We start from the raw sequence: 26,943 nt of genomic DNA, 5'->3' as shown, positions 1-26,943 counted from the left end.
TTCTCCTAAATTCGAATACCAATAATGAAACCAAGGATACCAAATAAATAAGTCAAAACAAAGTAAAGAAAACACGCCATAAAACGACGTTGAAAAAAAAGCTGACTTAATTCCATATTGAAAGTTCCAAAGGTAGTAAAACCTCCACAAAATCCGGTACCTAATAGTAATAATAATACACCGCTATGAATTTGTGCAGTTAATACTCCCAATAGTAACGCTCCTAAAACGTTAATCAGTAACGTTATAATGGGAAAATCTAATTTAATTTTGGCTTGCAGTAAAGTGAATTCATTACGGACAAAAGCTCCGACAGCCGCACCAAATCCTACAACTAAAAAATTTATTTGCGCCTACTCCAATCGTTAAATGCTTGACTTGCAGCCCAATAATTTCCTAGTAACGCTACAAGAAACCCTCCAACCATTGTAACGGTCAAATACCCAAAAAGTAGCCACCATTGACCTTTTTGAAACAGTCTAAAGGAATCAGCAGTGGAAGTTGAAAAAGTCGTATACGAGCCTAATAATCCCGTACTCAAGGTCAAAATAGTATTAGCGGAAAGGTGATATCGATCTTGCAAGTAATGAATCAAAAATGGCAAAATTAGTGCTCCACTTAAATTAGCAACTAGAGTTCCTAATGGGAAACCATCTTGTGGTTTAAAAATTAAACTTTCTAAATATCGAAGATTACTTCCAACAAAAGCCCCCATCAGCAACAACCCAAAAACTTTAATCCTTTTCATTAATGAACCTCTCGTGAAATTAATAGAGTTTTATTATAGTGCAAAGATTGTGGCAAGCAAAGTAAGTGCCATTTTTTTGAAGGATAGTGGTTACAATCTAAAAATAGGATCTCACTAGAGCTGCATTTCACACTGCAACAATCTAATAAGATCCTATTTCTTTTACTATTATCATTTCTATTTTGAATAGAATAACTAAATAACTTATCAAAGTTGTGCCAACATTCTCCAACCAAAATCGGCTTTGCTATGAAGGATGGCATAATTCTACCATTAAACAAACAGGTTATTTTTTGTCAACATCATGACCGCCGAACTCATTTCTTAGTGCAGCAACGACTTTTCCAGTAAAGGTATCATCCTCTAGTGAACGATAACGCATCATTAGTGAAGCAGCAATAACTGGAGTTGGAACTTGTAACTTCAAGGCTTCATCTAGTGTCCACTTACCTTCACCAGATGAATGCATTACGCCTTTGATTTCGTCTAAATTAGGATCTTTTGAAAATGCTGATTGTGTTAATTCCATCAACCAACCACGAATAACTGAACCGTGTTCCCAAACTTTGGCAACAGCTTCGTTATTGTAGTCGAATTGACTGTGTGTCAAAACATCGAATCCTTCAGCGATGGCTTGCATCATCCCATATTCGATTCCGTTGTGAACCATCTTCAAGTAGTGACCACTACCTGCTTTTCCAGTGTAAAGATAACCGTCTTTTTGAGCGATTCCTTTAAAAATTGGTTCGATATAAGCGAAAGTTTCTGAATCGTCGCCACCAATCATGAAGTTACCGTCACGATTAGCACCACTCATTCCACCAGAAGTTCCGACATCAAAGAATTTAATTTGCTTATCAGTCAAAATTTTGTTGTGTCTTAATGAATCTTCGAAGAATGAATTTCCCCCATCGATCACAATATCATCCTGATCAAGAATCTCACTAAGTTTATCAATTGTTTCATTTGTTGGATTACCTGCAGGTAACATTACCCACACAATACGAGGAGCACTTAATTCTTTAACCGCGTCTTCCAAAGTTTTTTCAACGTGTGCACCTAGTGTTGAAGCATCGTTTCTGGCAGCGTCGTTCAAATCGAATGCCACTACTTCATTTCCATTGCGAATCAAATTTTCTGTTAAATTGATTCCCATCTTGCCTAACCCAATCATTGCTAATTTCAAAATTAATCCTCCTAAGTTGTTATCACAAGGATTAATTATACATAAAAAAGCCGCACCAAAAACAACATTTTGGTACGACCCGATTGCGACAAAGGTTGATATCATAGACTTAATTGGCTGATTAGTTCATAAACTTGTTCCACCAGTGACCCTTTTTGTCGTCACTTACCTTTTCATTTACACGTTCTTTAATAGTTTCATCTTCATGTGAATCAGCACTTTGAACTTTTTCTTGAGCTTGTTGTTTCAAAGTATCAAGTTCAACTTGTAATTGTTCTTTAGCTTTTTGAGCATCGTTGAGTTCTTCTTGTAACTCTTTGATCGTCAATTCACGCTTTTTATTTTCAGATTCTAATTTAGCAACAGTCACTTGTAATTCTTCAACTTTTTTGTTGTCCCCGTTAGATTCTTTAATCTTAGCATCGGAAGCTGGGAAGATCTGGACTGCAGAAGTTTCCAAAGTCATTTTAGGACCATGACTTAATTTCACCATTTCCTTAAAATCTTCGATGTTTTTTTGCGTATACAAACGATTATTTTGACTGTTACGTTCAAAATATTGACTGTTGGCTGTAGTTTTTTCTACGATCAACGAATACTTACGCAATGTGGCTACACTGATTCCTAAATTTTTAGCAGCTTGTGCAGGAGTTAATAAGTTATTGCTTTTTACTTTAGTCAAAAGGATTCCCCCAAGGTTGTTTCATTCTCTTCATTATAAAAATAATATTTTCTACTTTCAACCACAAAATAACTGTAGTTCAAATTAAAAATCATCCTTGCTATATTTTAACCACAAAAATGGATATACTAAAGGTGTATTAATAAAATATTTACTCTTAGCCGACACTGTCGGTTTTTCTTTGGTGTATAATTCACTTTACAAGAACAGAAGGGGAAATCATATATTGTCAAGTTCTACAATCACAACTAACTTTATTATCATCCTAGTAACCTTTATTTTTGCCTTCTTCTTCGTTGCCGCTGAGTTTGCCTTAGTTCAAACTAGGTCAAGTCAACTGGAAGATGCAATCGCTAAGGGCGATGGTAATATAAAAAAACTCAAACGTGCTCTAATGATGGTCAACAACCTCAACGAGTATTTATCAACCACTCAAGTTGGTACTAGTATCGCTGGTATCATCTTAGGTTGGATTGGTGAAAGCACAATTGAATATCTTCTAGTAGAAGTGTTCGGCGTAGCTCATATCTCTGCTGGTGGCAGTAGCGGTTTACATGCACTCAGCTCGATTGTTGGTGTGCTCTTACTTACTTATTTGGAAGTTGTTTTGACAGAAATCGTGCCAAAAAACATTTCAATCGATATGCCAATGACGATGCTCATGTTAGTCGTTACACCCTTAAGATTTTTCCACTTAGCAGTTTATCCATTCGTTTGGTTACTAAACGTTTCAGCTTCAGGAATCGTTCGCTTAATGGGTATGAAACCAGCTGATTCGGAAAATGAAGTCTTTTCTCAATCTGAAATTTTAAGACTATCTAAGTCATCCATTAAAGGTGGAGATATGGAACCAGATGATGTTATCTTTATGCAACGTGCCTTTGAATTGAACGATAAAGTCGCTAAAGATATCATGGTCGATCGGACTAGTCTTTACGTTGTCGATATTACTGATAAGGTTAAAGACGTTATCAAAGATTACCTTCAACAAGGATTTTCAAGATTCCCAGTTGTTGCTGATAATGATAAGGATAAGGTCCTCGGTTATGTCTATGCTTACGATATCGTCCGTCAAAATCAAGTTGACGGTGATGTTGGTATCAGTCGTATTTTAAGATCAGTTAACACAGTACCTGAAACTATGCCAATTCAAGATATCCTATCAAAAATGATCAAGAAACAGACTCCTATCGTTATTGTCGTCGACGAATACGGTGGGACTAGTGGTATCGTTACTGATAAAGATATTTACGAAGAATTGTTCGGAACAGTTAAAGATGAAATTGATGATGTTTCTGATGAATACATCGTTAAAAATGATGACGGTTCTTATAATGTTTCTGGTAAAACAACACTTTACGATTTTGAACGTTATTTCAGAACCGATATTTCAGAATTCCAAGATTCCGATATCATCACTGTCGGTGGCTATATTATTGAAAAATATCCTAATATTCAAAAGAATTTTGAATTTACACTTGGTAATTTCAAATTCAAAGTCGCTGAATTTGATCACGGTTTCGTCAACTGGTTCAAAGTTCGCATCGATAAAGATGCTGTTACTAAACAAGATAATCTTGCTTCATTAACTGATGTTGATGACTTGAAAGAATAAAAAAATAGGTCATAGTAATTACTATGACCTATTTTTTACCCAAATGAGCACTTATTAACTTTCTTTATTACTCTTGAGCCCTTCTATTTTACTGAAATCTATCAGGTTCAATTTATTGATGAATAGTACAGCTAGAATAATTACTAATGACATGAATGAGGTACGACGTGATAACTTTTGAGTCGTTGTTTCAAAATAGTCAACTACTACTTTACCTTTTCCATTTACCGTCACTTGAGCTAAATTATTATTCTCTTTATCCATCTTCAACGCTGAAACTTTTCCTTTTGACTGGGTACTCTGGAAACCGTAATAGCCAATGATGGGCAAATCTATTTTGGCGTTTTTAGCATGCTTGAAATTAAAGCTAAGTCGCGTACCGTACTGCTTGAAATTAGAAATTCTTGCTTTCCCATCTACAACTTTGGCTTTATGCGAACTTCGTTGCAATTCACTAACGTTGGTTCCAACGGGTAAGTACTCTTGCCCTGCACCAATACTATAAGGCAACTGCGTATCGTAAGCTGCATAAGTATTTCTTTGTAGTGGTGAGGCAGATACTAAACGATAGGCCGACGAAATAGACATTAAAGTCACAAAAACCATCAGAAGAATTTTCATTGTCCGTTTTTGAAAAATATTCAACGGATCATCAGCAACAAAGACCGCCAATAAAATTGAAGCAATCATGTAAAAGCGCCAAGGAAATTGAATCATTCTCAAAGGCGTTTTACTAAACAATTCCCATGGGAACAGTTTTGTACTGCAAAGTAACATTACTGCTCCAATCAAAGAAAAATGTAAAACTGCGCGATTCTTGATCTTTGATACTGAAATAAAAATAACAATTGCTGCAAATAACAAAATTAACCCTGGATTAGCTTGATCAAAGATATTATTCAAACTTGCATGAATCATATCAGAAAAGTCATTAGCTGCCGCAACTAAATTAGGCTTGGACTGTGACAGGACAAATTTAGTATGCCGCAACTGCTCCAACATTGGTAAAAAATATGCCGCTGTCAGTAACATTGAACAAAGAACAGACCAACCCAATGAGACTAATCTCTTAGGTGTCTTCTTCAATTCATTGAATTGGCATAACGCTACTATAACGATTAAGATAGCGACCAATAAGGGTGAAATAGCATGTGAATAAATGATTCCCGTCATACCAAAAGTTAAATAGAGCCAATTTTTATGTTTTCCATAGAAAATTTCATAAATCCCTAAAAGTGCAATCGGTAAAAAGACAAACGCACCAACTTCACCTAAATCATGTCGATACAGAATATCGTGCATTCGATAAGTTGATAACGTATAGACAAAACTAAAAACTAAACTACTCCAATATTCTTTTTTGATCTTATAAAAGCAAAGAAATGAAGTTCCCATTGTCAAAAAGGTTAAGAAAATATTCAAACCTACCATGGCTTGGGCACTTGAATATCCCAATAAACGCAAGAATACTGCTGGATACAAAATAAAATCAGAATAGAAAATATCTACTATGTATCCAAAACCGTTCATAAATGACATATTGACGAAAGGAAAAAATTGATGTCGCAAAACAGATCGATACAATCCTTCCACCCGCATGTTGTGAAAACGGTCATCACTCGTTCCTAAAAATGACCAGATCTTACCTTGAAAGATTTGTGCTTGATACAAAACCAAGACGCTAACTGCTAAAAAGAGTGCAATTGTCAAAATAGTTACAACAATTTTTTTAACGTTCTTTTTCTTTAAAAATGTTAGTTCCATAAATGTGACCTTTCCAAAAAATTAACACACATCATTATAATAACTTTTTTCCTGAAAAAGATACCCGCTTTTTCATTATTTTTTTATAAATGAAATCAAAGCATAATCCAAATAAACTAAAAATAGAAATCACTCGACTAGCTTGTTGAATGACTGTTGGGTAGTAATCAACGATTATCTTACCTTTGCCACTAGCAATAATTTGTCCCAGTCCATTTTTTTTCATCGTTAAGTTTGACACATTGCCAAGTGACTCTTTAGCTGAATAACCATAATAACCAATAATTGGTAAAACAATTTTTGTATTTCTCATCCCTTGGAAATCAAATTCTAATTTCGTGCCCCGCTTGTAGAAGTGACTAATTTTACCAGAACCACTATAAACTGGTTTTGAACTAGTCTGACGTAACCTCTGCAGACTAGCATCCTTAGGTAGATATTCTTCCCCACTCCCAATACTATAAGAGTCCAAATGATCAAAAGAAGCGTAACTGTCATATTGGTTGGGAAAATGTCTAATTAAAGCAAATTGGCTGTTAAACATCAACAAAATAACTACAATGATCAACATTGCTTTTTGCCAATTTTGTTTGAGAAAATTCAACGGTGCACTGACTAAATAAATTGCAAAAAGTATTGTGATCAACATGTCTAAGCGCCATGGAAATTGAATAATTTTAAGTGGTGTTCTCTCAAAAAAGCTCCAAGGAAACAACTTAGTCGTCATTAATAAGAGAATTTCACCAATAATTGCAAAGTCTCTCACAGCAGCGTTTTTCACTTTAATTAGCGTGATGGGAATTAAAATCGCTACCAGGATCAAAATTAACCCGATGTTTTGTTGATGCAAATAATTATGCCAACTGAATTTGAAAACTTGTAAAATTGGTAAACTACGATTAGCTATATCGACTGTCGGTTGGGTCAATTTGAATTGTGTGTGGTGCAGTTGTTCGAACATTGGTAGAAAATAGGCTGCGCTCAACAATAAGGCCATTAAGCCTGCATAAAATAATTTGATAATTCTGTTTGGTTGTTGAATTAACGTTTTTAAGCGAAATAATATTACTAAAATGATAAAGATACCAATCAAAATTGGTGACAGCGAATGTGAATAGATTACCATTACCATTCCAAATGTAAGTAGTAACCACTTACTCTCGTCAGCGTAGAAAACTTCGTAAACGCCTAGAACGACGATTGGTAAAAAAGTCAAAGTCAAAACTTCGCCTAAATCAAAACGTCTGACCATATCAAAAATCCGGTAAGTACTCAAAGTATAGACAAAGGAAAACAATAAACTTTTAGCATAATCTTTACTGGCGTACTTATAAGAGAAAAACGAACTGACGAAGGTACAAAAATTCAATATGATGTAATATATTACGAATGCTGGGGCTGTTTTGAAAAAGAAACGTAAAATTGCTGCTGGATATAGCCACAAATCGGAATAAAAAAGATTGGCAATATACCCTAGTCCATTCATAAATGACATATTGACGGCTGGAAATAAGGTTCCATGTTTGAGCGCTTCATAAAGACCTTGGATTCTTAAAATATGGAATCGACCATCGGTTTCAATATCTAAATAAGACCAAATATGACCATTATTAATATCGGTTATATAAAGTGAGACAACACTCATCACTAGAAATAACAATAAAGTAAAAATTAAACGATGTCTTTTTAACGTTTCAGCCATTTTTTTCTCCCTAAAAATCTAGGTTCAAAAAAAGGGAACTCACAGACAAAATTGTCCCCAAGTTCCCTCATTTATTATTACTTTATTAATACGACTTTATTGATAATCAGTCAAACAACTAGTTTAGTATTTATACTTCAACGTACTACCCCAATCGATCAAACTCAAAATAAAGACCATGAAAATAATTGAAATATAGCTTAAAAAGATACCATTTAAGACGTTATACAATACGTCTCTAACGTTGTAGTCAATATTAGTGATGATCAAATCTTGCAATGGGTAATAGCCACATCCCAAAACTATCGCTAATAAAATTGATGTACAAATACCCACTGTTCCCAAATGATGGAAAAATAGCATGTTTGAGCTGACTTTGGAACGTAAGCGAATCGCTAACAAAAGAAAAAGAATTGCTGCTGAAACGATGATTACTTTTATGAGTCGCTTAATCATTTGCATTTTAACTAGACCACGTTCAATCGGTCCTAAATCATTGTCGACAATCTGATTCATCAACGGCTCACTATTTTGAATCACCGTGTCGATCTCTGTCCCGATATCGAGATTATAATTTCTCGCTTCGGCTTTTAATTTACTGCCAATAGTCGATAAAATCGTTGTTCCAATCGTTAATTGCGAGTCATCATCATACACTTCATCAATTGAAGTATTAATAATTTTTTTGACGTCAGAGTTAGTCAAATTAACTGATGACAAATTGGTCGAAATTGAATAACTGTTGACCAATCTACCTAAGCGTTGATTCGTATAATTTTTGATCAAAGTCACATTAGTATCGCTACTGACCACTTTTTTTATATAATTACTATTCAACACAGTAGACATAGTAATCCCCAAAAAAACTATGACCATTAAACAAATGGACAATAGAATTAGGGTAAAACCGTGTCGATTGTATGACAATGACTTGCTCATAATTACTTCTCCATAGCTAGATTAACAATTCCTTGTGGTGAATTGACGATCCATTCAGAATTAGCCTTCTTCAACTCGTCAAAATCCCCGAATCCATAAGTAACGCCAATAGCTTTCAAATTGTTTTTATGTGCCCCCACGATATCACTGTTACGGTCCCCTACCATAACAAGATTTTTAGGATCTAGTTCCACAGAAGTCTTTTCGATTCCGTAAGCAATAACATCTTCCTTTAATGAACGAACTGATTCATCTTCAGCTGCTCCAAAAACATGTCTGATGTATTGCTTCATATCTAACTTATCGATGATTCTTTTGGCAAAAATTTCTGGCTTTGAAGTAGCAATAAACAACTGCTTGTCAGCTTTCTTTAAGGATTCTAACATATCATAGACTCCATCATAAACCGTAAATTCTTGCCAACCTTCATCTTGATAATATTCACGAAAAGCCATTAAACTTTGATTGATGATTGGATCATCAGGCTTTACATGATCATATTTTTGAAGCGAAGACCCAATTGTTGGTCCGATGAACGTATGCAATGTCGCATCATCATGTGGAATATAGCCTAAAGTATGTTCATACATGTAATGTAAACTCTTCATGATACCAATTTCAGAATTAATTATGGTGCCATCAAGATCAAAAAACAAATTGTTCAAATTTTATTCATCCTTTTATGTTAAATTTAAGTTATGTAAAGATTATATAGCAATCAATTAAAAATAACTAACAGTCGTAGGTAGAGTATGGTAAAAATTAAGCAACCACAAACGTATACCAGTCTCGAAAATGGGCTCACTTCTCAACAAGTTGACACGCAAGTTCAAAAGGGACTGATCAATGTCCAAATCAAAAAATTATCACGTCCGATTCCCAAAATTTTAGCTGACAATATTTTCACGCTTTTTAATTTATTAAACGTTGTTATCGCTGGATTGATTATTTGGACGGGATCATATCGTAATTTATTCTTCTTAGGTCCGGTCATTGCTAACGTAATTATCGGAAGTTACCAAGAAATCAGAGCAAAATTAACGGTCGATAAAATCAGCTTAGTCAATACTTCGAAATTTAAAGTTTTGCGTGATGGTCAAGAAGAAGAGATTGAAATTGATAATTTGGTCGAAGATGATATTGTTTTGATTAAACGTGGCGATACTCTGCCCGCTGACGGAATCGTTCGTTCTTCTAATGGTTTGCAAACAAATGAATCTGGTCTTACTGGCGAATCAGACACAATCAGCAAAAGTAACGGTGATGCTGTCTACTCAGGTAGTTTTGCGATTGCCGGACTCGCTAAGATTCAACTAACTCAAGTTGGTCACGAAAGCTTTGTTTCTAAACTATCATCTGCCGTTGGTACGGATAAACGTTCTGTTAGCGTTTTAATGAAAATAATTAATAACATTATTAAAATTTTAACATATACTATCATACCAATTGGACTTCTTTTATTTTTTCGCTCATTCTTAAAGAATGGAAATGTTGCTCAATCAATTTTAGGAACTTCCGCTTCAGTTATTGGGATGATTCCTGAAGGTTTAGTTCTACTAACTTCTGTTGCTTTAGCCACTGGAGCTTACAATCTCTCTAAGAAAAATATCCTAGTCCGTTCCTTAAGTGCGATTGAAACTTTGGCTCGGGTCGACACGCTCTGTTTGGACAAAACCGGAACGATCACCACTGGAAAGTTGACTGTCAAAAAAACACTCACTTTTGGAATTTCAGAAGAAAAATTACAAGCTATTGCTAGTCAAATTGTCGCTGCCACACAAGAATCCAATGCGACTGCTCAAGCTATTGCTAATTTAAACGTCAAACCAATCGATTTAGTTGTCGATGAAGTAATTCCGTTCTCCTCAGAAACTAAGTATTCTGGTTTCGTCTCTAAGGGCGTTCGTTATTTAATGGGTGCACCAGAATTTATCATTAAAAATCCTACCAAAGAAGTTACTAAAACTGTTCAGCAAGCAGCTCAAAACGGCTATCGCGTGATTGCTATTCTTAAAGAATCCAACCAACAAAATTTGCTCGGACTGATGTTGATTGCGGATGAAGTTCGACCTCAAGCTCCTGATACGTTCAGCTATTTGCGCAATCAAGGTATCGACTTGAAAATCATCTCAGGGGACAATCCGGTCACGGTCGCAAATGTGGCTGCTCAAGCGGGAATTAGTAGTGGCAAGGACTATATCGACATGAGCACGGTCAAAGATAACGACTATCACGATTTAGTTAAGCAATACAAAATTTTTGGTCGGGTGCTACCAACTCAAAAAGCTGACCTAATTTCGGCTATGCAAGATAATGGCTTAACGGTGGGAATGACTGGAGATGGTGTCAACGATGTTTTGGCCATGCGTCAATCTGACTGTAGCGTGGCAATTGCCGGTGAGAGTGATGCTGCCGAAGCAAGTGCCGATTTCGTCTTATTGAACCGGAACTTTGATTCAATGATTTATATGCTTAACGAAGGCCGCCGAGTGATCAACAATGTTGAACGTGTCGCTTCACTGTTTTTGATCAAGACGATTTATTCAGTCGTTTTATCAATCATCTTCATCATTTTAGGAACCGGCTATCCGTTCCAGCCTTCACAATTAACGCCTATTAATGCTTTAACAGTGGGGATTCCAACTTTCCTACTAGCTTTGGAACCAAACTATACACCACCAGCCGGCCGCTTCATGCGTAACGTAATGGAGATTGCTCTACCGTCAGCTTTGTGTAATATTATTTTCATTATTACCATTTCTGTTTTAGGTAAACATTTCAACTTTAATTACGATACGACCTCGACTTTATCTGTCTTCACGATTGGTATCATCGGTTACTGTGCTTTGATTTCCATCAGTAATCCATTATTCGTCAGAAAGCAGATTATGATTGGAATCTCCTTTGCTCTTTTCATCATTACTTTCATTTTCGGGCATACCGCATTTGGTATCGAAAGTATCTTGAATCTGCAATACACTTACTTATTTATCGCCATCTTCCTAACCGCTTGGCCACTGTTTATGTTCATGCGTGAAGTTCTGGGAAGACGGGTATTTTCAAAAATTAATTGGAAGTAAAAAAATGTGCTGGGCTTTTGCTCAACACATTTTTTATTTAGTTTAATGTTACATCACTGGCCTTGACCCATTCGTCAGTCGCCACGCGATACATCTCTTCGCCTTTGATTTCACTAGTACGATCAGTATACCAAGGTGTGTTCTTATCAAGTGCGCGATCAATTACTAACTGTCCTTTAGAATTATAAACAGCTGTTTCTTTTGAGGTTGTCACAACACCACTGAATGGTTGATATTTATAAACTGAACTTGCTTTGACGTATTGGTTTGTTGCCACACGATAATATGTTACTCCATCAATTGTCTTAGTTTGATCCGTTATCCAATCAGAATTTTGTGACAAAACTACATCGTTATTCAATTTACCATTTTCATCATAAATAGCTACGTAACCACTATCAGGATAAGTCGTAATTAGACCTGAATTGGTTGCGTCAGATTTTTTCACATAGATTTTAACGACTCCCGAATCCTTATCAACTTTCAAAGTAACATCAGAGGCAGTTGTGAAAATATAGCCTTTTGGTGCGGTCAAAGTAACGGTTGCTCCTTGAGCAGCTTTACCGGTTTCAGTGCCAACTTCTTGATTATTAGCTTGATCAATATACGTTACTTGATAATTAGTGTCGGCTTTTTTGACATAACTGACATAACTATCTTTGTCTTTAGTCAAAACGAATCCTTGATACTTCAAATCAGTAATCGAATAACCTTTAGGTGCTGTTGCTTTGATATAGTCACCAAAATTGCCTTTACCCGTGGTTTCGCCAACTACTTTTCCAGTATCAGCATCCTTATATTGAATTGTGTAATTGAGATTCTGCAAGTCTAACTTTTTACTTTTTACATAAATAGTCTTCTTAGGCATATCATTACTCAATTTAAACATCATATCAGCACTATTAACAAATTCATAATTCTCAGGGGCGTTTAAGAGAATGTCACTGCCTTCTTCACCGGTTCCAGTTTGAACATCCCCAACTTTGGTGTTGGTATTTTTATCGATAAAAGTGATCGCGTAAGGAACCGTCTTAGCAACTGTGATAACCTTAGTAGGATTTTCAGCATCAACTGTGAAGCTCTTTTGGGCCTCGGTCAAATTATATCCAGTTGGGACTTTTGTAGTATCAACCGTTTGAGTTGAACCATTCGCAGCTTGACCGGCTTGTGAACCAACAATTTTACCAGTATTTTTATCAACAATTAATACATTGTAATTAACTTGTTCGGTGTTATCCGAGACGGTTAATGTTTGATTCGACAACGTATATTTAACTGGTGTATTAGGATTCTTAGCTCTCGTTTGAATGGCATCTGTCCCATCATCCTTGATTCCATGCGCTACAAAATCTACCTTTTGTTGACCGACTTTTGTTAGATCAACTGTCTTGGGGTCAATTGAGATTCGATATTTATTTCCATTATTGTCTGCCAGAACTTGATAATTATTTAAATCCAATTTATTATTCTTATCTAATTGAATGGTCTTATTTAATTTACTCCAATCAGGACCATCATAGACCTTAACCTGACGAACAAAAGGTTCCCCTTTAATTTTGTAAGTAATATCTTCGGGAGTAAAAGTAACCGTTCCACCCTTTTTTTCAATATCATCAGATTTTTGAGTGATGGTCGTTTGAATATTACCAACATGTCCATTCATATCGGTCTTATTTTTATTAGCACTTTTAATTACATTGGAGTGTTCATTATTCAGATTTTCTCCACTAGTAACTAGATTATCAAAATTATCAGGCATATTATCGGCTTGGAAAATTAGTGGATTCTCAAAGCCAACTTCTGTATGTATAGAAGGTTGGTAATAATTATATTTCAAGTTAAAAGTCTTAGTTTCGCCATTTGAGGTGTAACTCACTACTGAAGCAAAGCCAGTGGTTTTATCATGATCTTTAATCGTTATGGGAATTTCTTTACCATCCTTATCGATAACTCCCAATCTTTCTTGTAATAAATCTTGATACTTTGTGGTTGTTGGTGCTTCTTCTTTAAAGATTGGTACTACATTTAAAGTTTCCCCATCTTTCAATTTATCAAAAAGTCTTTGACTATCAGTGTTATCAGTATCCGTGTTATCAACATCTGTATCGCCAAGCTCTGAGACCGCTGTTAATGCCTTCGCTTGTTTTCCAGTCTCATCTGTTACTGGAATTGGATCTGCGTTTTTTGCCGCAATAACTGGTGTTGCTGCTCCCAAAATAGTTGTTGAAATCATCAAACCAGCTAACGCCATTGTTGTAATTTTTCTCATAAATAAATATCTCCCTGACTATAATATTTATCTTCTTAACACATAAAGCATAGCAGTCTTGCATCAAAAAAGGAGCCATTTTTGAAGTTTTTTTCAAAAGTGGCTCCCCTTTTTATTGTTCGGTTACATCGCTGGCTTTGACCCATTCATCAGTTGCAACGCGATACATCTTTTCACCTTTTATTTTAGAAATTCTATCTGAATACCATGGAGCATCTTTGTCCAAAGCTCGATCGAGTACTAATTGACCTTTGGAATTATAAACCGGAGTCACTTTTGAGGTCGTAACGACTCCTGTGAGTGGTGAATAAACATACACTGAATCAGCTTTGACATATTGATTCGTCGCCACTCGATAATAGTCTACGCCATCAATTGTTTTCTTCTGATCAGTGGCCCAATCAGTATTTTGCGAAAGAACAACATCCTTATTCAATTTGCCGTTTTCATCATAAATTTCAACATATCCTTGATATGGATGCGTCGTAATCAAGTTATCTTCTGTTAAAGTCGATTGCTTTACAAAAACCTTGGTGTTGGGACTGTCTTTATCAACTTGATAAGTCGCATCGTTAGCATTCACAAAGGTGTAGCCAGCTGGTGTTTTCAAAGTAATTTTTTCACCAACAATTCCTAATCCTTTTTGTGCACCTACTTCTTCATCGGTATCTTGATCAACATAAGTGACGTTATATGGCGTATCAGCTTTTTTGACATAACAAGTGAATGAATCATCATCTTTAGCCAAAGTGAATCCAGCAGAAGTCAAATCGGTAATCACATAACCATCGGGTGCGACAGCCGTAATTTGATCACCAAGTTTACCAGTTCCTTTTTTCTCGGAAATAACTTTGTCAGTATCAACATCGGTGTATTTAATTGTATAATTCAAATCTTGAGTCAAAATACTGCTTTTAGAAACTAAAATAGTCTTTTCTGGTTCAGTGCTATCGAGTGTATAAATCATGTCGGTACTATCATCTAAGGTATAGCCGTCAGGAGCTGTGACTAATCTTGACTCACCTTCTTTACCTGTATCGTTTATTTGATCAACCTTTTCTTGGCTATCTTTATCAACAAACGTAATTGTGTAATCGACGTCTTTTGCAACTGTTGCTACTTTAGTTGGATTCTTAGCATCGACTGTAAATGTCTTTTGTGCATCAGTTAATGTGTATCCTGCCGGTAAATTAGCTTTATCAAGTGTGATACTTGTCCCATCAGCCGCTGAGCCTGACTGTGAGGCTATTGTATTACCGGTCTTTTTATCGACTACCAAATAATTATAATTAACTTCTGATTTATCATCGGAAACAGTAATCGGAATTGTTTTAGTGTACGAGATACTCTCTTTTGTACCATAATCTTTAGCCTCATTGTTTGCATTTACCATTCCCGTTGCTCGGAAGTTAACATTATAATTGCCGGTTTTATTCACATCAACACTCTCTGGATTTATAACTTTAACGTTATAATTATTTCCATTCTCATCCTGTAAACTTAGTGCTGAATTTAAAATATCTTTATCACCTAAATGGATTGCGTCATTAACTTTTGACCAATCTGGTTCTTTGAAAATTCTAATTTTTCTTGTAATAATCGTATCTGGAACATCGTATAAATCATTCTTTGCGATAAACTCTACTTGTGAATTAGATTCTCCAAAATTTTCATCTAATCCTTTAAGTAGGGAAACTTTCACAGATTCTTCATTACCCATCATGTCACCGGTATTCCCAGGTAAAACTTCAATCGAGCTGTTATATAAATTCAAATTACTACCATTATTTCCTTCTTCAATAATCAATCGATATTTTTCCATTAAACTTCCATATTTAAAATTTAATAAATCTTTCAACCTATCATATAATTTGGGGCTTTCAGCATCATAGCTAATATTAAATATTTTTGTAGTATCTGTAGAAGGATCTGTATAACTAACCTTATCAATAAATCCATGCAATTCATCGGTTGAAATAACTTTCATATCCAGTGGTTTCAAATCATCGTCAACGACTCCTAATTCATTTAACAAATAACTTTTATAAGTATCTTTACTTGTATAAGGTATGCCAACGTGAAATGTAAATTCATTTTCTAGAGATGACAATCTATATCTTGGAACAAATTTCAAATTACTTATATTGCTATCTAAGGTGTTGTTCACCTTTAAAATTTCTTCCTTTTTCGTCAACTCATTCGTAACCTTAATCGGCGTACTCTTCTTAGACGCCGCATCAATTAGTGAAACATTACTTCCCAAAACTGTTGCTGATAACAAAATACTCGTTAAAATTACCGTCCGCATTTTCTTCATCGTAGTATCTCCCTGACATATATAATATGACCCTATGTATATAGAATATCAGGATTCAAGGAAAAAAGAAGGCGCTTTCATAAAAAAGCACCTTCTTTTTTTACTATTATGTATGTATTTTTTTGAAATTTGAACGTTATTCACGCTTATGATGATCCATAAAATCTTTATGATTCTTTTCCATACCACCTAAATAAACTATCGACAACACAATCACGGCAAACAATGCCAATAGAGCGTGGGGCTGATTATAGAAAAATGATCCAACAGCTAGAATCATAAAAACCAGTATCGAAATTCCTAAAGTAACTTTCGGGACCTTATCTTTCATAAAAAACACTACCTCTTTTATACTTCTATCTTAATTATGGAAGGAAAATCCCAATTTCGCAATCAAGACGTCCTAGAATTTCATACAAAAAAGCCCCCACTATGTGAGAGCTTTTTATTATTCATTACTCAAATCTTCACCATTTGATTCGATAACTTTCTTATACCAGTAGTAACTCTTCTTTGGAGTTCTGCTGAAGTCACCTTTTTCATCATCATCACGGTTAACATAAACGAAACCATAACGTTTAGCCATTTGACCAGTACCGGCAGATACCAAATCAATGCAACCCCAAGGAGTGTAACCAATCAAATCAACGCCATCTTTGATAGCTTCTTTCATTTGTTCGATATGACCCTTGAGATATTCAATACGATAATCATCATTGATTGAACCGTCTTTTTCAACAGTATCACGAGCACCAAGTCCATTTTCAACGACCATAATCGGAATACCGTAACGTCCGTAAACATCATTTAGATACCAACGAAGTCCTTTAGGATCCATTGCCCAGCCCCATTCGCTGTACTTCAAATATGGATTCTTAACACCAGTACTGAAGTTACCAGCGGCCTCAGCTTTACTTTCATCGGTTGTCAAAGCATTTGATGAATAGTAACTGAATGAGTAAAAGTCAACAGTACCTTCTTTAAGAACTTCACTATCTTCAGCTGTGATGTTCAATTTAACATCATGTTCAGCCCAAAAACGTTTTGCAAAGTGAGGATATGCACCACGAACTTGCACGTCACCACAATAGTAGTTATTAATTTCATTAGCATATTGAGCCTTCAAAATATCATCAGGATTTGAAGTCAATGGATAGTTAACATTACCAGCAATCATGCAACCAATCATATTGTCAGAATTGATCTTGTGACCAATCTTTACAGCCAAAGCACTAGCAACAAATTGGTGATGCAAAGCTTGAAGATTTTGTTGGATATCATCGTTACTCATCTTAGGATTGAATGGAGCAGAACCTTCTTTAACAGGAAGTCCTAGTGACATGTAGCCACCAAACATCATCCCAATATTGATTTCATTGAATGTTAACCAGTATTTTACAAGGTCTTTGTATTCAGTAAACAAAGTTTTTGCGTATTTAACGTAGAAGTCAATGACACGACGGTCACCCCAACCACCGTAAGCTTCAGTTAAATGATAAGGCATCTCATAATGAGAAATTGTTACAAGTGGTTCGATGCCATATTTGTGACACTCTTCGAAGACGTTGCGGTAGAAGTCTAATCCTTTTTGGTTAGGCTCTTTGTCGTCACCATTTGGAAAAATTCTTGTCCAAGCAACTGACAAACGGTAAGTCTTGTAACCCATGCCGGCTAGTAACTTAATATCTTCTTTGTAGTGGTGGTAGAAGTCACTACCTTGATGTGAAGGATAATAAGCACCATCTTTAAATTCTTTGGTAAACACACGTGGTGTCTCATAAGTTCCACCTAACAAGTGGTCAGCAGTACTATCGCCTTTGCCATCAACATCCCAGGCACCCTCATATTGGTTAGCGGCAGTAGCGCCACCCCACAAGAAATTCTTTGGAAAATCAGTCATAAATTAATATCTCCTTCATCTCAATATAGTTATATGTTAACGTTTTCTTTCTTCAGAAAACAAGTTCTATTTCAAATTAATTAAATTGTCACCGACGTTTACTTGTCCGTCATTCTCAGCTGTAACGCCGTTATAATCCTTGCTATTAGTTACTACAACCGGTGTTGTAACATCATAACCTTGGTTTGTGATACCATCGACGTCAAATTCCATCAATAGTTGACCTTTTTTAACTTCTTGATCTTGTTCAACATGACTCGTGAAACCTTTACCCTCTAGTTGAACCGTATCCATTCCGATGTGAATCAATAATTCAGCCCCATCGTTGGAGTTTAATCCAATCGCATGTTTCGTTGGGAAAACTACAGAAACTTTTCCATCAACTGGTGAGTAAACCTTACCTTCATCAGGTAAAATAGCAATTCCTTTACCCAATGCTTCCGAAGAAAATACTTCATCTTTAACTTCACTCAATGGAACGACGCTACCCTTAATCGGGCTAACAATTGTTTCTGGTGTAACATCAGTTTTTTCAACTACTTCTGGAGCTGGTGTAGCGGTAGCAGTAGCTGAACTTGCCATAGCTGTAGCTAATTCTGGTTCATTATTATTTGTTTCTGTAACGGCATTTTCTGCTTTCAAATCTTCTTTACTGAAGCCAAATACTAAAGCAAGACCTAGAGTAACCGCAAAGGCTACGATCCAAGAGATGATAGCTCCATAAAATTCCATATTGATGCCATTTGGTCCAATGTAACTAGGTAATAAGAAGACGCCAAGTCCTCCGACCATATAAGCTTTTGTTCCGAATAATCCTAAGATGGCACCACCGACTCCACCACCGATACAACTCATGGCGAAGACTTTCTTACGAGGTAACGTGATACCGTAAATAGCTGGTTCAGTAATTCCAAAAATACCGGATAAGAAGGCCGACCAACCAAGACCTTGAATCTTTTTACTCTTAACTTTCATAATAACAGCTAAAACAGCACCGATTTGAGCAAATGAAGCAGCACCAGTTAGAACAAGAATTGGATCATAATGCAAGTTTTGAATATTTAACATTGCAAGTGGAACCAATCCCCAATGCAAACCAAAGATAACAAGTACTTGCCACAAGCCACCGATTAAAATACCAGTGATAACTGGACTCAAGTTGTAAAGGCCAGAGGCACCAGCAGCTAAAGCATCACTGATCCATGATGTGATAGGTCCAACAACTAGTAGTGTTAATGGAACAACAATAATCAAAGTAAAGAATGGCACTAAGAAAGTTTTAACAAAAGTTGGAATAATCTTCTTCAAATATCCTTCAACTTTAGAAGCAATCCACATCGCTACAATAATCGGAATAACTGATGAAGTGTAGTTCATCATAATTACCGGTATCTTCAAGAAAGTAATGTGAATTGGTGAAGACAAGGCTGTACCGGCAAACAAAGTAAATAATGGTTTACCAGTTGCAGCTGTTGGGTTCAAGGCAACAATAGTTGGGTAAACTAAAGCCGCCCCGATCGATAACCCGATGAATTGATCAACGCCAAATTTCTTTGCAGCTGACAATCCTAAAATGATTGGTAGGAAGTAGAAAAATGCATCCCCAATTGCGTAAAGTACAACATAAGTACCAGATTTTTCAGTCACAGCACCCATCGTTAACAAAATAGTTGCTAAACCTTTGATCATACCAGTAGCAGCCAAGCAACCTAAAGCTGGAGCAAAGATTCCCGAAATCAAATCAATAAATTTATCTAAGACACTAGTCTTTTCGTCTGAATCATCATCAGCGTCAACCGTTCCTCCATCAGGAAAACCACCAACTTTGATAACGTGGTCATAAACGTCAGCGACTTCATTACCGATAACAACTTGGTATTGGCCCCCACTTTGAACGACCGTTACAACACCTTCAGTATCTTTTAATTCATCCGTACTAGCTTTTTTCTCATCTTTTAATCTAAAACGTAATCTTGTGGCACAGTGGACAACACTTTTAACATTGTCTTTGCCACCAACTAATTTAACGATAGTTTTAGCTAAACCGTCGTAGTCTTTAATCATAATTTCCTCCTTCTCCAACAAAAAAAGCTCAAGACAACACACCCCCTAAAAAGGAATCTGTAAATCTTGAGCTAATGCCTGCCGAACAGTAACACGCTATTTTATTTAATTATTACGGTGAGTCACTCGCCAAACGTGCAAAATCAAGTAAACTTGATCGTTCTCAGAGAGTGCCCAACCTTTAGTATTACGTAAAAATGTCGAAATCTTTTGAACTGTATTGTTTTCAGCCGGATACTTAGCAATCATCAGTTTCAACAAACTCGGATCCAATTGTTCACTTGAAACTTGACTAGACTTTAATTTTCTAATTAGAAAATATCGCAAATGCGACACCAGACGACTGTAATTGAATGATTCATCATCCAAAGTCGTGTGATAGCTGATTTGAATAATATTAATAATATCAGCAATCATCTTAGAAACTTGAATCGTATCTTGCAAACTTTCCTTCTCATTTTCGAGATTAACGAAATGATAAGTCAGAAAAACTAGCTCACCTTTAGGAAACACAACGTCCAAATCTTTTTTAATGATTTCGATTGCACGAGCTGAAGCTTCATATTCTTTAGGAAATAACTTCTTTACTTCCCAACTAACAGCTCGATCTGTAAACTCGATACCATCTTGAGCGCGAACCGAAGCAAAATTGATATGGTCAGCCAAAATCAAATATTGATGGTCATTGAACTTAACATTCAAAAAGCTTTCAGCATCTTGAACAATGTCAGAAGTAACGTTGATAATTGACTCATCGTACTCTTTTAAAGTATCAACTTCATCATTATTAACAGACTTGAATTTCTGGGTGATCTTTGATGCGTCCACCAAGTCACCAGGCTTTTTGCCAAATCCAATTCCCTTTCCAACAATCATCCATTCAACGTTTTCGTCATCGACGACAAGGGCGGCATTATTATTATAATTTTTGACAAATTTCAAAAATCCATACCTCCTCAAAAAAAATACCTACTAACCCTAACACTAAAGTGCAACGGTTGAGTAGGTTTATGCCTGATCGAATCAGTAACACGCTCTTTTGTTTACGAGCACTATGTTAGCGTTTTCTAAAAATTAAGTCAAGTCATTTCTTGAAAATTTTTATGCCAAAAATAAATAATTCAGTATTCACACATTCTTTAAGGTACTTTTATGATAAGTTTGTTTCAATAGAGTTGGTCAAAATATTGATCAGATATTTTGAAAACGCTGTCAAATAATAACTATCGAAATAACGCTACAAAATGTCTATAAACTCGACTATACTTGAGTTAACAGGGATAGAAGCATAAATCATTCTACGAGTAATTCCTTTTTGAACCGATATAATTTTTATTATGATATTATGCTAATAAATAAACATAATAAGGAGTCTTGAATATGACAAAAAATATTGCTGTTGTAGCCATGAATACAAAGAAGATTCCCTATGTTGGTGGTAACGAACTCATTATCACACTTGATAATCAAAAAGTTTGGTACACTGCTAACACCAAACAAATCAGAATCCCACTTGTTATTAAATTTGGCGATTTAATAATCAATAAATTCATTCAACGTTTTATGAAACGTTCTAAGAAACGTGATTTGTTAAAATTCAATTACTTTTCAAAACAAGTTGCTCGTTTTTTAAGCAGAAGTGAATTCGATAAAGTTGTCTTTGAAAACGACCAACTTAGGAAAAATATTTCACATCGACTAGAGAAAAAACATGGTACTGTGCCTGAAACTTCTTTAGCATAACAAGATTGGTAACTTCCACAAAAAACTCGATTGGACTACGTCTAATCGAGTTTTTTGATTCCATTCGTTTGCAAAAGAAAAATGAAAACTATAGTATTTTTATTGAATAAATTTAAATAAAGAGATTTTTATATGAAGAAAAAATTATTTACCCCTAACGTTACCTTAGTCTTAATTGCCAGCTTCTTTTATATGATGAGTTCAATGCTGATTACACCTATTATTGCAGAATTCACTCAAAGTATTGGTGCCACTAGTGCTCTCGCTGGTTTGATTGCCGGAATTATGAATATTACTTCCTTGTTGTTACGTCCAATTGCAGGAAATTTGACTGATCGAATTTCTAAATACCGTCTGACTATGATTGGAGCTAGTTTTTTATTAATTGCTAATCTTGGCTACGGTTTAACAACTAATTTAATTATCATTACTGCTTTAAGAATTATCAACGGAATTGGTTACACAATGTGTTCTGTCTGTATGTCAACTTGGATTGCTGATCTCTTACCACCTACTCGTGTTGGTGCCAGCATGGGCATTTACGGTCTTGCCAATGCGCTCGGTATGGCCTGTGGACCTGCTATCAGTATTTTTCTTTACAAACATGTTGGTCACCAGTCATCATTCTGGGTTGCGGCAGCATCTAGTTTGTTGTTGATAATCATCATTCAATTTGTCACTAATCGTGGTTTGCCTACTATTTTAAAAACTACCAAAAAGAGACAACTTCGAATTGTCCATCCAAAAGTTGTCCCCATCGCAATTATTTTACTGTTATTCTCATTACCTTATTTTGCCACCCAAACTTATCTAGTCAGCTACATTGCTCGACTTCACCTCAATGTTTCAGCGGGAATCTTCTTCCCTATTTATGCCGTTATCTTGCTAGTTTTACGAATCTTGATGCGTGATTTGTTTGATCGCATTCCCTTTAAGAAATTCTTGTGGCTAAGTTTAGTCGGTAATTTAATTGGTCTAATCGGATTGAGTCATTTGACTAACCTATTTTATTTGCTAATCAGTACGACTGGTCTAGCCGTCGGATATGGTCTGATGTTTTCAATTTGTCAGGCGAAAGCTTTGATGGTCGTCGATCAAGATGAACACGGTATTGCCAACAGTACTTTCTTTGTCGGCGTTGATTTAGGCATGTCACTAGGACCAATTATTGGTGGACTAATCAGTAATTTCTTACCAATGGAGTGGTTCTATCCCATCATGATGATAACTTTGCCATTGATTGTTTTAGTTTATTGGTTCAATCGCAAGCTTTTGGGATAAAAATTGTCCTCTTATCATTTTGGGTCTACCATAAACTTATTGATAAAATATGGGGGAAAATATGAAAACAAATTTATCCAAATTTAACAGCAAAACTTTATACCAAACAAGGTTCACTTATTACTAATCGAGCTCTTGCTTCGAATACGCCTTGGCCTGTTGGGGATATTTAATTATCTAACAACTTCCTTAATTGGTTCATCACCAGAAACAAAATTGATGTCCTTCTTGATTGTTGAAGGTGTTTCAAGTGATTGAGCGATTACTTTGGCAACATCGGCTCTTGGAACTGAACCACCTTCGTAATTGCTTTGGAGATTGATCTTTTCATTAGCAGCTTCATCAGTCAAAGTTCCTGGATGAACGATCGTATAATCTAAGTTTGTACTACGCAAATACTTGTCAGCATAGTGTTTAGCTGTGTAATAAGGTCTAATACCTGAAGCGTCCCACTTGCTTGGATCATCACTAAAGACAGCACTGACCATTACATAACGCTTGATACCTAATTGTTCAGTCGCATCCATTGTCTTGATAGCTCCATCAAGATCAATTTCAATCGTCAATCCATCACTTGCTCCACCAGCACCGGCACTGAAGACTACTGCATCAGCTTTTGATTCGGCGATAGATTTCTTAATTTCAGCAAATGGTGCCGTCAAGTCGATGTATTGTGTAGCAATTCCATCAGCTTGATATGATTTGATTTGTTCTTCTTTTCTCAAACCAGCAACTACGTCGACTTTTCTATCTTGCAATTCTTTTACTAGCAAACGGCCAACTTTACCGTGTGCACCAATAATAAGTACTTTCATTAATAATTACCTCCTCATATGTTTTTACCTTAACAATAATTATCTTTATATTCTATTATTATGTCTCAAAGTAAATTTTATTTAGTGTCGTTCTTTTTGGTTGGTGGTGATTGAATGCCGTCTTCCGCAACAGCTTTGGGAAATGACTGGAACGCCGTGGCTGAGCATTTCCCAGAGCTGTTACTCCAGACTAGATTTCAGATTTTTGCGATTATTTCATTAAATTTAAAAAATTTAAAAGTGAATACAGCTTCTATCTAATTAAGTACAGAATTATTTTATAGTTTAGATGCATTATAACGCTTTGATATTTTTATTAATTTATTTCAAAAAAGAGGATATTACCGCTACTGCAAAGTTCTGCAATATTGTAATATCCTCTTTATTTATTTGTTCATTTTCACTTTTATATACAAAACACAATAACCTATTAATTACCAAATTCCATTTCAGAATAGAAAGTAAATAAATCATAGAAGTGAAATTCAGTCCGGAATACTTATCTAACCAAGCAAACCATCCTAGTACGTTACTGCCTGATTACTTTCTAGCTTAAACTCCTTGCCTTTAATATTGATCAAGCAATTATGTTCAGCTGAGACTGTAACGGTGTTATGTTCAAACGTAAAGTGATAATTATTGCCACGATACTTTTGACTGAAGGATAACTTGTTCCAATTTTTAGGTAATTTAGGATCTACGGATAATTCTGATCCAATTAGCTTTACACCCGCGAGATCACGCATCATAACGGTTAATGTAGCGCCCATAACGCCGGTATGGATTCCGTCAGCAGTCGTTCCGCCTTGGATATCACCATAATCGGAGCGGATTGCTACTCGGAGTTTCTCCCAAGCTGCTTCGCTGTCACCACAGGCAGCATCGATACTGGCATAAACAGGACGGGACATGGTTGAACCATGGACAGTTCTGGCTAGATAATAGTCTCGATTCTTGACTAACCAATCATTTGAAACTGAAATTCCTAGCTTTTTTAAAACGTTGGCCATGACTTGGGGGCCAAAATTGTAGATCATCATCAAGGTATCAGCTTGTTTGTCGACTTGATAATCATTGGCTGACTTATTTTCTGAAGTTAAAATCCGATCGATTCGATGAATATCTCCGTATTTCTTGGTATATTCTGCCAAATCTAAGTCTTTTAATTCGAAGTAATGGTTATACTGTTCAATTATCCCAGCTTGATTCGTGAATACTTTTAACCTATGTGTCACTTCGGCGGCTTTTTCTAATAAATCGGTACTGAAACCGACTTTTTGACAGACCTGCTGGAAGTAGACTGGTGAATCTTCTTGCAAATCTAACAGCCACATTAGTGACCAGACCAACATCAAATTCGTGTAGGCATTGTCGGATAGACCACCTTGTTTCGTGTCGGGATAGGCTTCGTGGTATTCATCTGGACCCATAACGCCTGATAGATGAAAGTTTTGACCATCATACTCTAACTTCTCTAGCCAGAATTTGCTAGTTAGTAGTAGAACTTCTAACCCACCATGAGTCATTAAACTGTAGTCACCAGTGATGTGAGTGTAGCTCCATAAATCGTAAACTACCGCTAATGAAACATGTCTTTGTAGACGGGAGTTATCTGGATACCACTGATTACTGATCGGATTTAAATGGATAAATTGTGCTTGCTCGTCCCCCACACTAGCTGACTGCCAAGGATACATTGCCCCATGCTCCATTTGTGATTGAGCATTCTTTTGAGCAGCTGGCAGACGCTTGATACGATATTTTAAAGTAGCTTTGGCAGCGACTGGATCTGTCTTAGCTAAATATGGAATTACGAAAAGTTCATCCCAGAAAATGTGTCCTCGATAGCCTTCACCAGTTAATCCCCGCGAACCGATTGAGGCATCAAGATCTCGATTGTTTTTTGAAACTGCTTGATGAAGTTGGAAAATGTTCAAACGAATAATTTTTTGAATATCTGGATCATCGCTGTCTAAGGCAACATCCCCGTCGACCCAGAATTTCTGCCAATGCTGGCGACTATTTTGATCAATTTCTTCAAACGTATGTGTTAAAGAATCTTGGACCGTCTTGAGAAAATTTTGATCCTCGTAACTGGTCGAAATAGCCATCACGCGACTGAATTTCAGAGTTTGATTAGCAGCTAAATCAATCGTCAATCTTTCATCAATAGTATCTAAAGTAGCACTTGTTGTGAAGTCTCCAGCATCACTAACTGTTTTAGCACCAATTGCAAAGTTGATTTTCGATTGTAAAGTTTGAGCTTGTAAGACATTATCAGCAACGTGTTTCACAGCGAATTCTTGACTATTGAAGTCACGATAACGAACCACGTTTTGATTTTGTACATCGCCATCGATCACCGTGTCGACTTGGATTCTACCAGCAAAGTCCAACCTCAATTCAACTTTTAAAGCGAAACGATGGTAGTTTTCTGGGTCAACTACTTTAGTCGTCTTCACAAATAAGTGTCCAGAAGCAACCGGATAAACCAGTTCCTCAACTAATTCACCAGTCTTCATATCTAAAGTAGCCAAACGTTGGTGATATGGAACTGAAATATTAACGTTATCTACTTTCACCTTGAGCAGTTGTGGATTAGGAAAATTAACCATATCTTCATTGACAACATCATGTCCATTGACATTAGTTGTCGTCTGATTGAAAATCCCAGCCACATAGAGTCCGGGATAGTGGTCATCGTTATAACGGCTCATCAAAGGTGCACCGCGCCAACCAAGATAACCATTACCTAAGGTCAATAGTGCCTCTTGTCCATAAGACTTAGCACCGGTTGGTGTATCTTTATAAGTGATTTGCCAGTTATTTGTCATTGTA

20 protein-coding genes are annotated in these 26,943 nt (G+C 36.0%); 4 read left to right on the top strand and 16 right to left on the bottom strand.

What is annotated here, in order from left to right:
- Positions 1-5: 5 nt before the first annotated feature.
- From U8521_RS09085 to U8521_RS09070, 4 genes are all read right to left on the bottom strand, one after another.
- Positions 6-347, bottom strand: coding sequence for a CrcB family protein (locus U8521_RS09085; RefSeq protein ID WP_334331865.1), 342 nt, complete (start codon positions 345-347; stop codon positions 6-8).
- The gene (locus tag U8521_RS09080) at positions 344-748 is read right to left on the bottom strand and encodes a fluoride efflux transporter FluC (protein ID WP_334352495.1); all 405 of its coding nucleotides are present in this window, start codon (positions 746-748) and stop codon (positions 344-346) included. Before U8521_RS09080 ends, U8521_RS09085 begins: the two co-directional genes overlap by 4 nt.
- A 286-nt stretch (positions 749-1,034) precedes the next feature.
- Complete coding sequence (gnd, locus tag U8521_RS09075) at positions 1,035-1,934, bottom strand: phosphogluconate dehydrogenase (NAD(+)-dependent, decarboxylating) (RefSeq protein ID WP_334352494.1); 900 nt, start codon at positions 1,932-1,934, stop codon at positions 1,035-1,037.
- 121 nt (positions 1,935-2,055) lie between these two features.
- A complete protein-coding gene (locus U8521_RS09070; RefSeq protein ID WP_334331868.1) occupies positions 2,056-2,616 on the bottom strand; it encodes a MerR family transcriptional regulator in 561 nt (186 codons plus the stop codon).
- 226 nt (positions 2,617-2,842) lie between these two features.
- Between U8521_RS09070 and U8521_RS09065 the strand changes: the two genes are divergently transcribed.
- Positions 2,843-4,231, top strand: a complete 1,389-nt coding sequence (locus tag U8521_RS09065) for a hemolysin family protein (RefSeq protein WP_334331869.1) — start codon at positions 2,843-2,845, stop codon at positions 4,229-4,231.
- Between the two features lie 54 nt (positions 4,232-4,285).
- On the opposite strand, the gene U8521_RS09060 is transcribed toward U8521_RS09065, so the two are convergent.
- The 4 genes from U8521_RS09060 to U8521_RS09045 all read right to left on the bottom strand — a co-directional run bounded on the left by U8521_RS09060 (position 4,286) and on the right by U8521_RS09045 (position 9,301).
- A complete protein-coding gene (locus U8521_RS09060) occupies positions 4,286-5,995 on the bottom strand; it encodes a 6-pyruvoyl-tetrahydropterin synthase-related protein (RefSeq protein ID WP_334352493.1) in 1,710 nt (569 codons plus the stop codon).
- A gap of 34 nt (positions 5,996-6,029) precedes the next feature.
- The gene (locus tag U8521_RS09055) at positions 6,030-7,697 is read right to left on the bottom strand and encodes a hypothetical protein (RefSeq protein WP_334352492.1); all 1,668 of its coding nucleotides are present in this window, start codon (positions 7,695-7,697) and stop codon (positions 6,030-6,032) included.
- A 123-nt stretch (positions 7,698-7,820) separates the two neighbouring features.
- Positions 7,821-8,546 (bottom strand): hypothetical protein, encoded by a 726-nt coding sequence (locus U8521_RS09050; protein WP_334352491.1) that lies wholly within the window; start codon positions 8,544-8,546, stop codon positions 7,821-7,823.
- Positions 8,547-8,638: 92 nt separating this feature from the next.
- On the bottom strand, positions 8,639-9,301 hold the full coding sequence (locus U8521_RS09045) for an HAD hydrolase-like protein (protein ID WP_334331874.1): 663 nt from the start codon (positions 9,299-9,301) through the stop codon (positions 8,639-8,641).
- 87 nt (positions 9,302-9,388) lie between these two features.
- Here U8521_RS09045 and U8521_RS09040 point away from each other — a divergent pair, with 87 nt between their 5' ends.
- Entirely contained in the window at positions 9,389-11,716 is a 2,328-nt protein-coding gene (locus U8521_RS09040; protein ID WP_334352490.1) for an HAD-IC family P-type ATPase, read from the top strand.
- A 37-nt stretch (positions 11,717-11,753) separates the two neighbouring features.
- Here the strand turns inward: U8521_RS09040 and U8521_RS09035 are convergent, their stop codons facing one another.
- From U8521_RS09035 to U8521_RS09010, 6 genes are all read right to left on the bottom strand, one after another.
- Positions 11,754-13,985: an SLAP domain-containing protein gene (locus U8521_RS09035; RefSeq protein WP_334352489.1), complete on the bottom strand. Its 2,232-nt coding sequence runs from the start codon at positions 13,983-13,985 to the stop codon at positions 11,754-11,756.
- A 112-nt stretch (positions 13,986-14,097) separates the two neighbouring features.
- Positions 14,098-16,302 carry an SLAP domain-containing protein gene (locus U8521_RS09030; RefSeq protein WP_334352488.1) on the bottom strand — a complete coding sequence of 735 codons (2,205 nt, stop codon included), beginning with the start codon at positions 16,300-16,302 and terminating at the stop codon, positions 14,098-14,100.
- Positions 16,303-16,438: 136 nt separating this feature from the next.
- Positions 16,439-16,633 carry a hypothetical protein gene (locus U8521_RS09025; RefSeq protein ID WP_334331877.1) on the bottom strand — a complete coding sequence of 65 codons (195 nt, stop codon included), beginning with the start codon at positions 16,631-16,633 and terminating at the stop codon, positions 16,439-16,441.
- Between the two features lie 117 nt (positions 16,634-16,750).
- Positions 16,751-18,202 (bottom strand): glycoside hydrolase family 1 protein, encoded by a 1,452-nt coding sequence (locus U8521_RS09020; protein ID WP_334331878.1) that lies wholly within the window; start codon positions 18,200-18,202, stop codon positions 16,751-16,753.
- 66 nt (positions 18,203-18,268) lie between these two features.
- A complete protein-coding gene (locus U8521_RS09015; RefSeq protein WP_334352487.1) occupies positions 18,269-20,266 on the bottom strand; it encodes a beta-glucoside-specific PTS transporter subunit IIABC in 1,998 nt (665 codons plus the stop codon).
- 105 nt (positions 20,267-20,371) lie between these two features.
- A complete protein-coding gene (locus tag U8521_RS09010) occupies positions 20,372-21,208 on the bottom strand; it encodes a PRD domain-containing protein (protein WP_334352486.1) in 837 nt (278 codons plus the stop codon).
- Positions 21,209-21,646: 438 nt separating this feature from the next.
- On the opposite strand from U8521_RS09010, the gene U8521_RS09005 reads away from it, so the two are divergent.
- Both U8521_RS09005 and U8521_RS09000 read left to right on the top strand, forming a co-directional pair.
- Positions 21,647-22,009 carry a hypothetical protein gene (locus U8521_RS09005; RefSeq protein WP_334331881.1) on the top strand — a complete coding sequence of 121 codons (363 nt, stop codon included), beginning with the start codon at positions 21,647-21,649 and terminating at the stop codon, positions 22,007-22,009.
- 132 nt (positions 22,010-22,141) lie between these two features.
- Positions 22,142-23,290 carry an MFS transporter gene (locus tag U8521_RS09000; RefSeq protein WP_334352485.1) on the top strand — a complete coding sequence of 383 codons (1,149 nt, stop codon included), beginning with the start codon at positions 22,142-22,144 and terminating at the stop codon, positions 23,288-23,290.
- A 173-nt stretch (positions 23,291-23,463) separates the two neighbouring features.
- On the opposite strand, the gene U8521_RS08995 is transcribed toward U8521_RS09000, so the two are convergent.
- Together U8521_RS08995 and U8521_RS08990 are read right to left on the bottom strand one after the other, a co-directional pair.
- A complete protein-coding gene (locus U8521_RS08995; RefSeq protein WP_334331884.1) occupies positions 23,464-24,105 on the bottom strand; it encodes an SDR family oxidoreductase in 642 nt (213 codons plus the stop codon).
- 521 nt (positions 24,106-24,626) lie between these two features.
- Positions 24,627-26,939: a glycosyl hydrolase family 65 domain-containing protein gene (locus U8521_RS08990; protein ID WP_334352484.1), complete on the bottom strand. Its 2,313-nt coding sequence runs from the start codon at positions 26,937-26,939 to the stop codon at positions 24,627-24,629.
- Positions 26,940-26,943: the final 4 nt, after the last annotated feature.

It is taken from the genome of Companilactobacillus miaonis, from assembly GCF_036913615.1.
Taxonomy (GTDB): domain Bacteria; phylum Bacillota; class Bacilli; order Lactobacillales; family Lactobacillaceae; genus Companilactobacillus.
Note: the sequence above shows the minus strand (reverse complement) of the source record. Positions and strands in the feature narration are given on the sequence as shown.

What these genes read in the sequence shown, in the direction of transcription:
- U8521_RS09080 (WP_334352495.1), bottom strand. Translation starts at nt 748, where the DNA reads ATGAAAAGGATTAAAGTTTTTGGGTTGTTGCTGATGGGGGCTTTTGTT.
- U8521_RS09060 (WP_334352493.1), bottom strand. Translation starts at nt 5,995, where the DNA reads ATGGAACTAACATTTTTAAAGAAAAAGAACGTTAAAAAAATTGTTGTA.
- U8521_RS09055 (WP_334352492.1), bottom strand. Translation starts at nt 7,697, where the DNA reads ATGGCTGAAACGTTAAAAAGACATCGTTTAATTTTTACTTTATTGTTA.
- U8521_RS09050 (WP_334352491.1), bottom strand. Translation starts at nt 8,546, where the DNA reads ATGTCTACTGTGTTGAATAGTAATTATATAAAAAAAGTGGTCAGTAGC.
- U8521_RS09040 (WP_334352490.1), top strand. Translation starts at nt 9,389, where the DNA reads ATGGTAAAAATTAAGCAACCACAAACGTATACCAGTCTCGAAAATGGG.
- U8521_RS09035 (WP_334352489.1), bottom strand. Translation starts at nt 13,985, where the DNA reads ATGAGAAAAATTACAACAATGGCGTTAGCTGGTTTGATGATTTCAACA.
- U8521_RS09030 (WP_334352488.1), bottom strand. Translation starts at nt 16,302, where the DNA reads ATGAAGAAAATGCGGACGGTAATTTTAACGAGTATTTTGTTATCAGCA.
- U8521_RS09025 (WP_334331877.1), bottom strand. Translation starts at nt 16,633, where the DNA reads ATGAAAGATAAGGTCCCGAAAGTTACTTTAGGAATTTCGATACTGGTT.
- U8521_RS09020 (WP_334331878.1), bottom strand. Translation starts at nt 18,202, where the DNA reads ATGACTGATTTTCCAAAGAATTTCTTGTGGGGTGGCGCTACTGCCGCT.
- U8521_RS09015 (WP_334352487.1), bottom strand. Translation starts at nt 20,266, where the DNA reads ATGATTAAAGACTACGACGGTTTAGCTAAAACTATCGTTAAATTAGTT.
- U8521_RS09005 (WP_334331881.1), top strand. Translation starts at nt 21,647, where the DNA reads ATGACAAAAAATATTGCTGTTGTAGCCATGAATACAAAGAAGATTCCC.
- U8521_RS09000 (WP_334352485.1), top strand. Translation starts at nt 22,142, where the DNA reads ATGAAGAAAAAATTATTTACCCCTAACGTTACCTTAGTCTTAATTGCC.
- U8521_RS08995 (WP_334331884.1), bottom strand. Translation starts at nt 24,105, where the DNA reads ATGAAAGTACTTATTATTGGTGCACACGGTAAAGTTGGCCGTTTGCTA.
- U8521_RS08990 (WP_334352484.1), bottom strand. Translation starts at nt 26,939, where the DNA reads ATGACAAATAACTGGCAAATCACTTATAAAGATACACCAACCGGTGCT.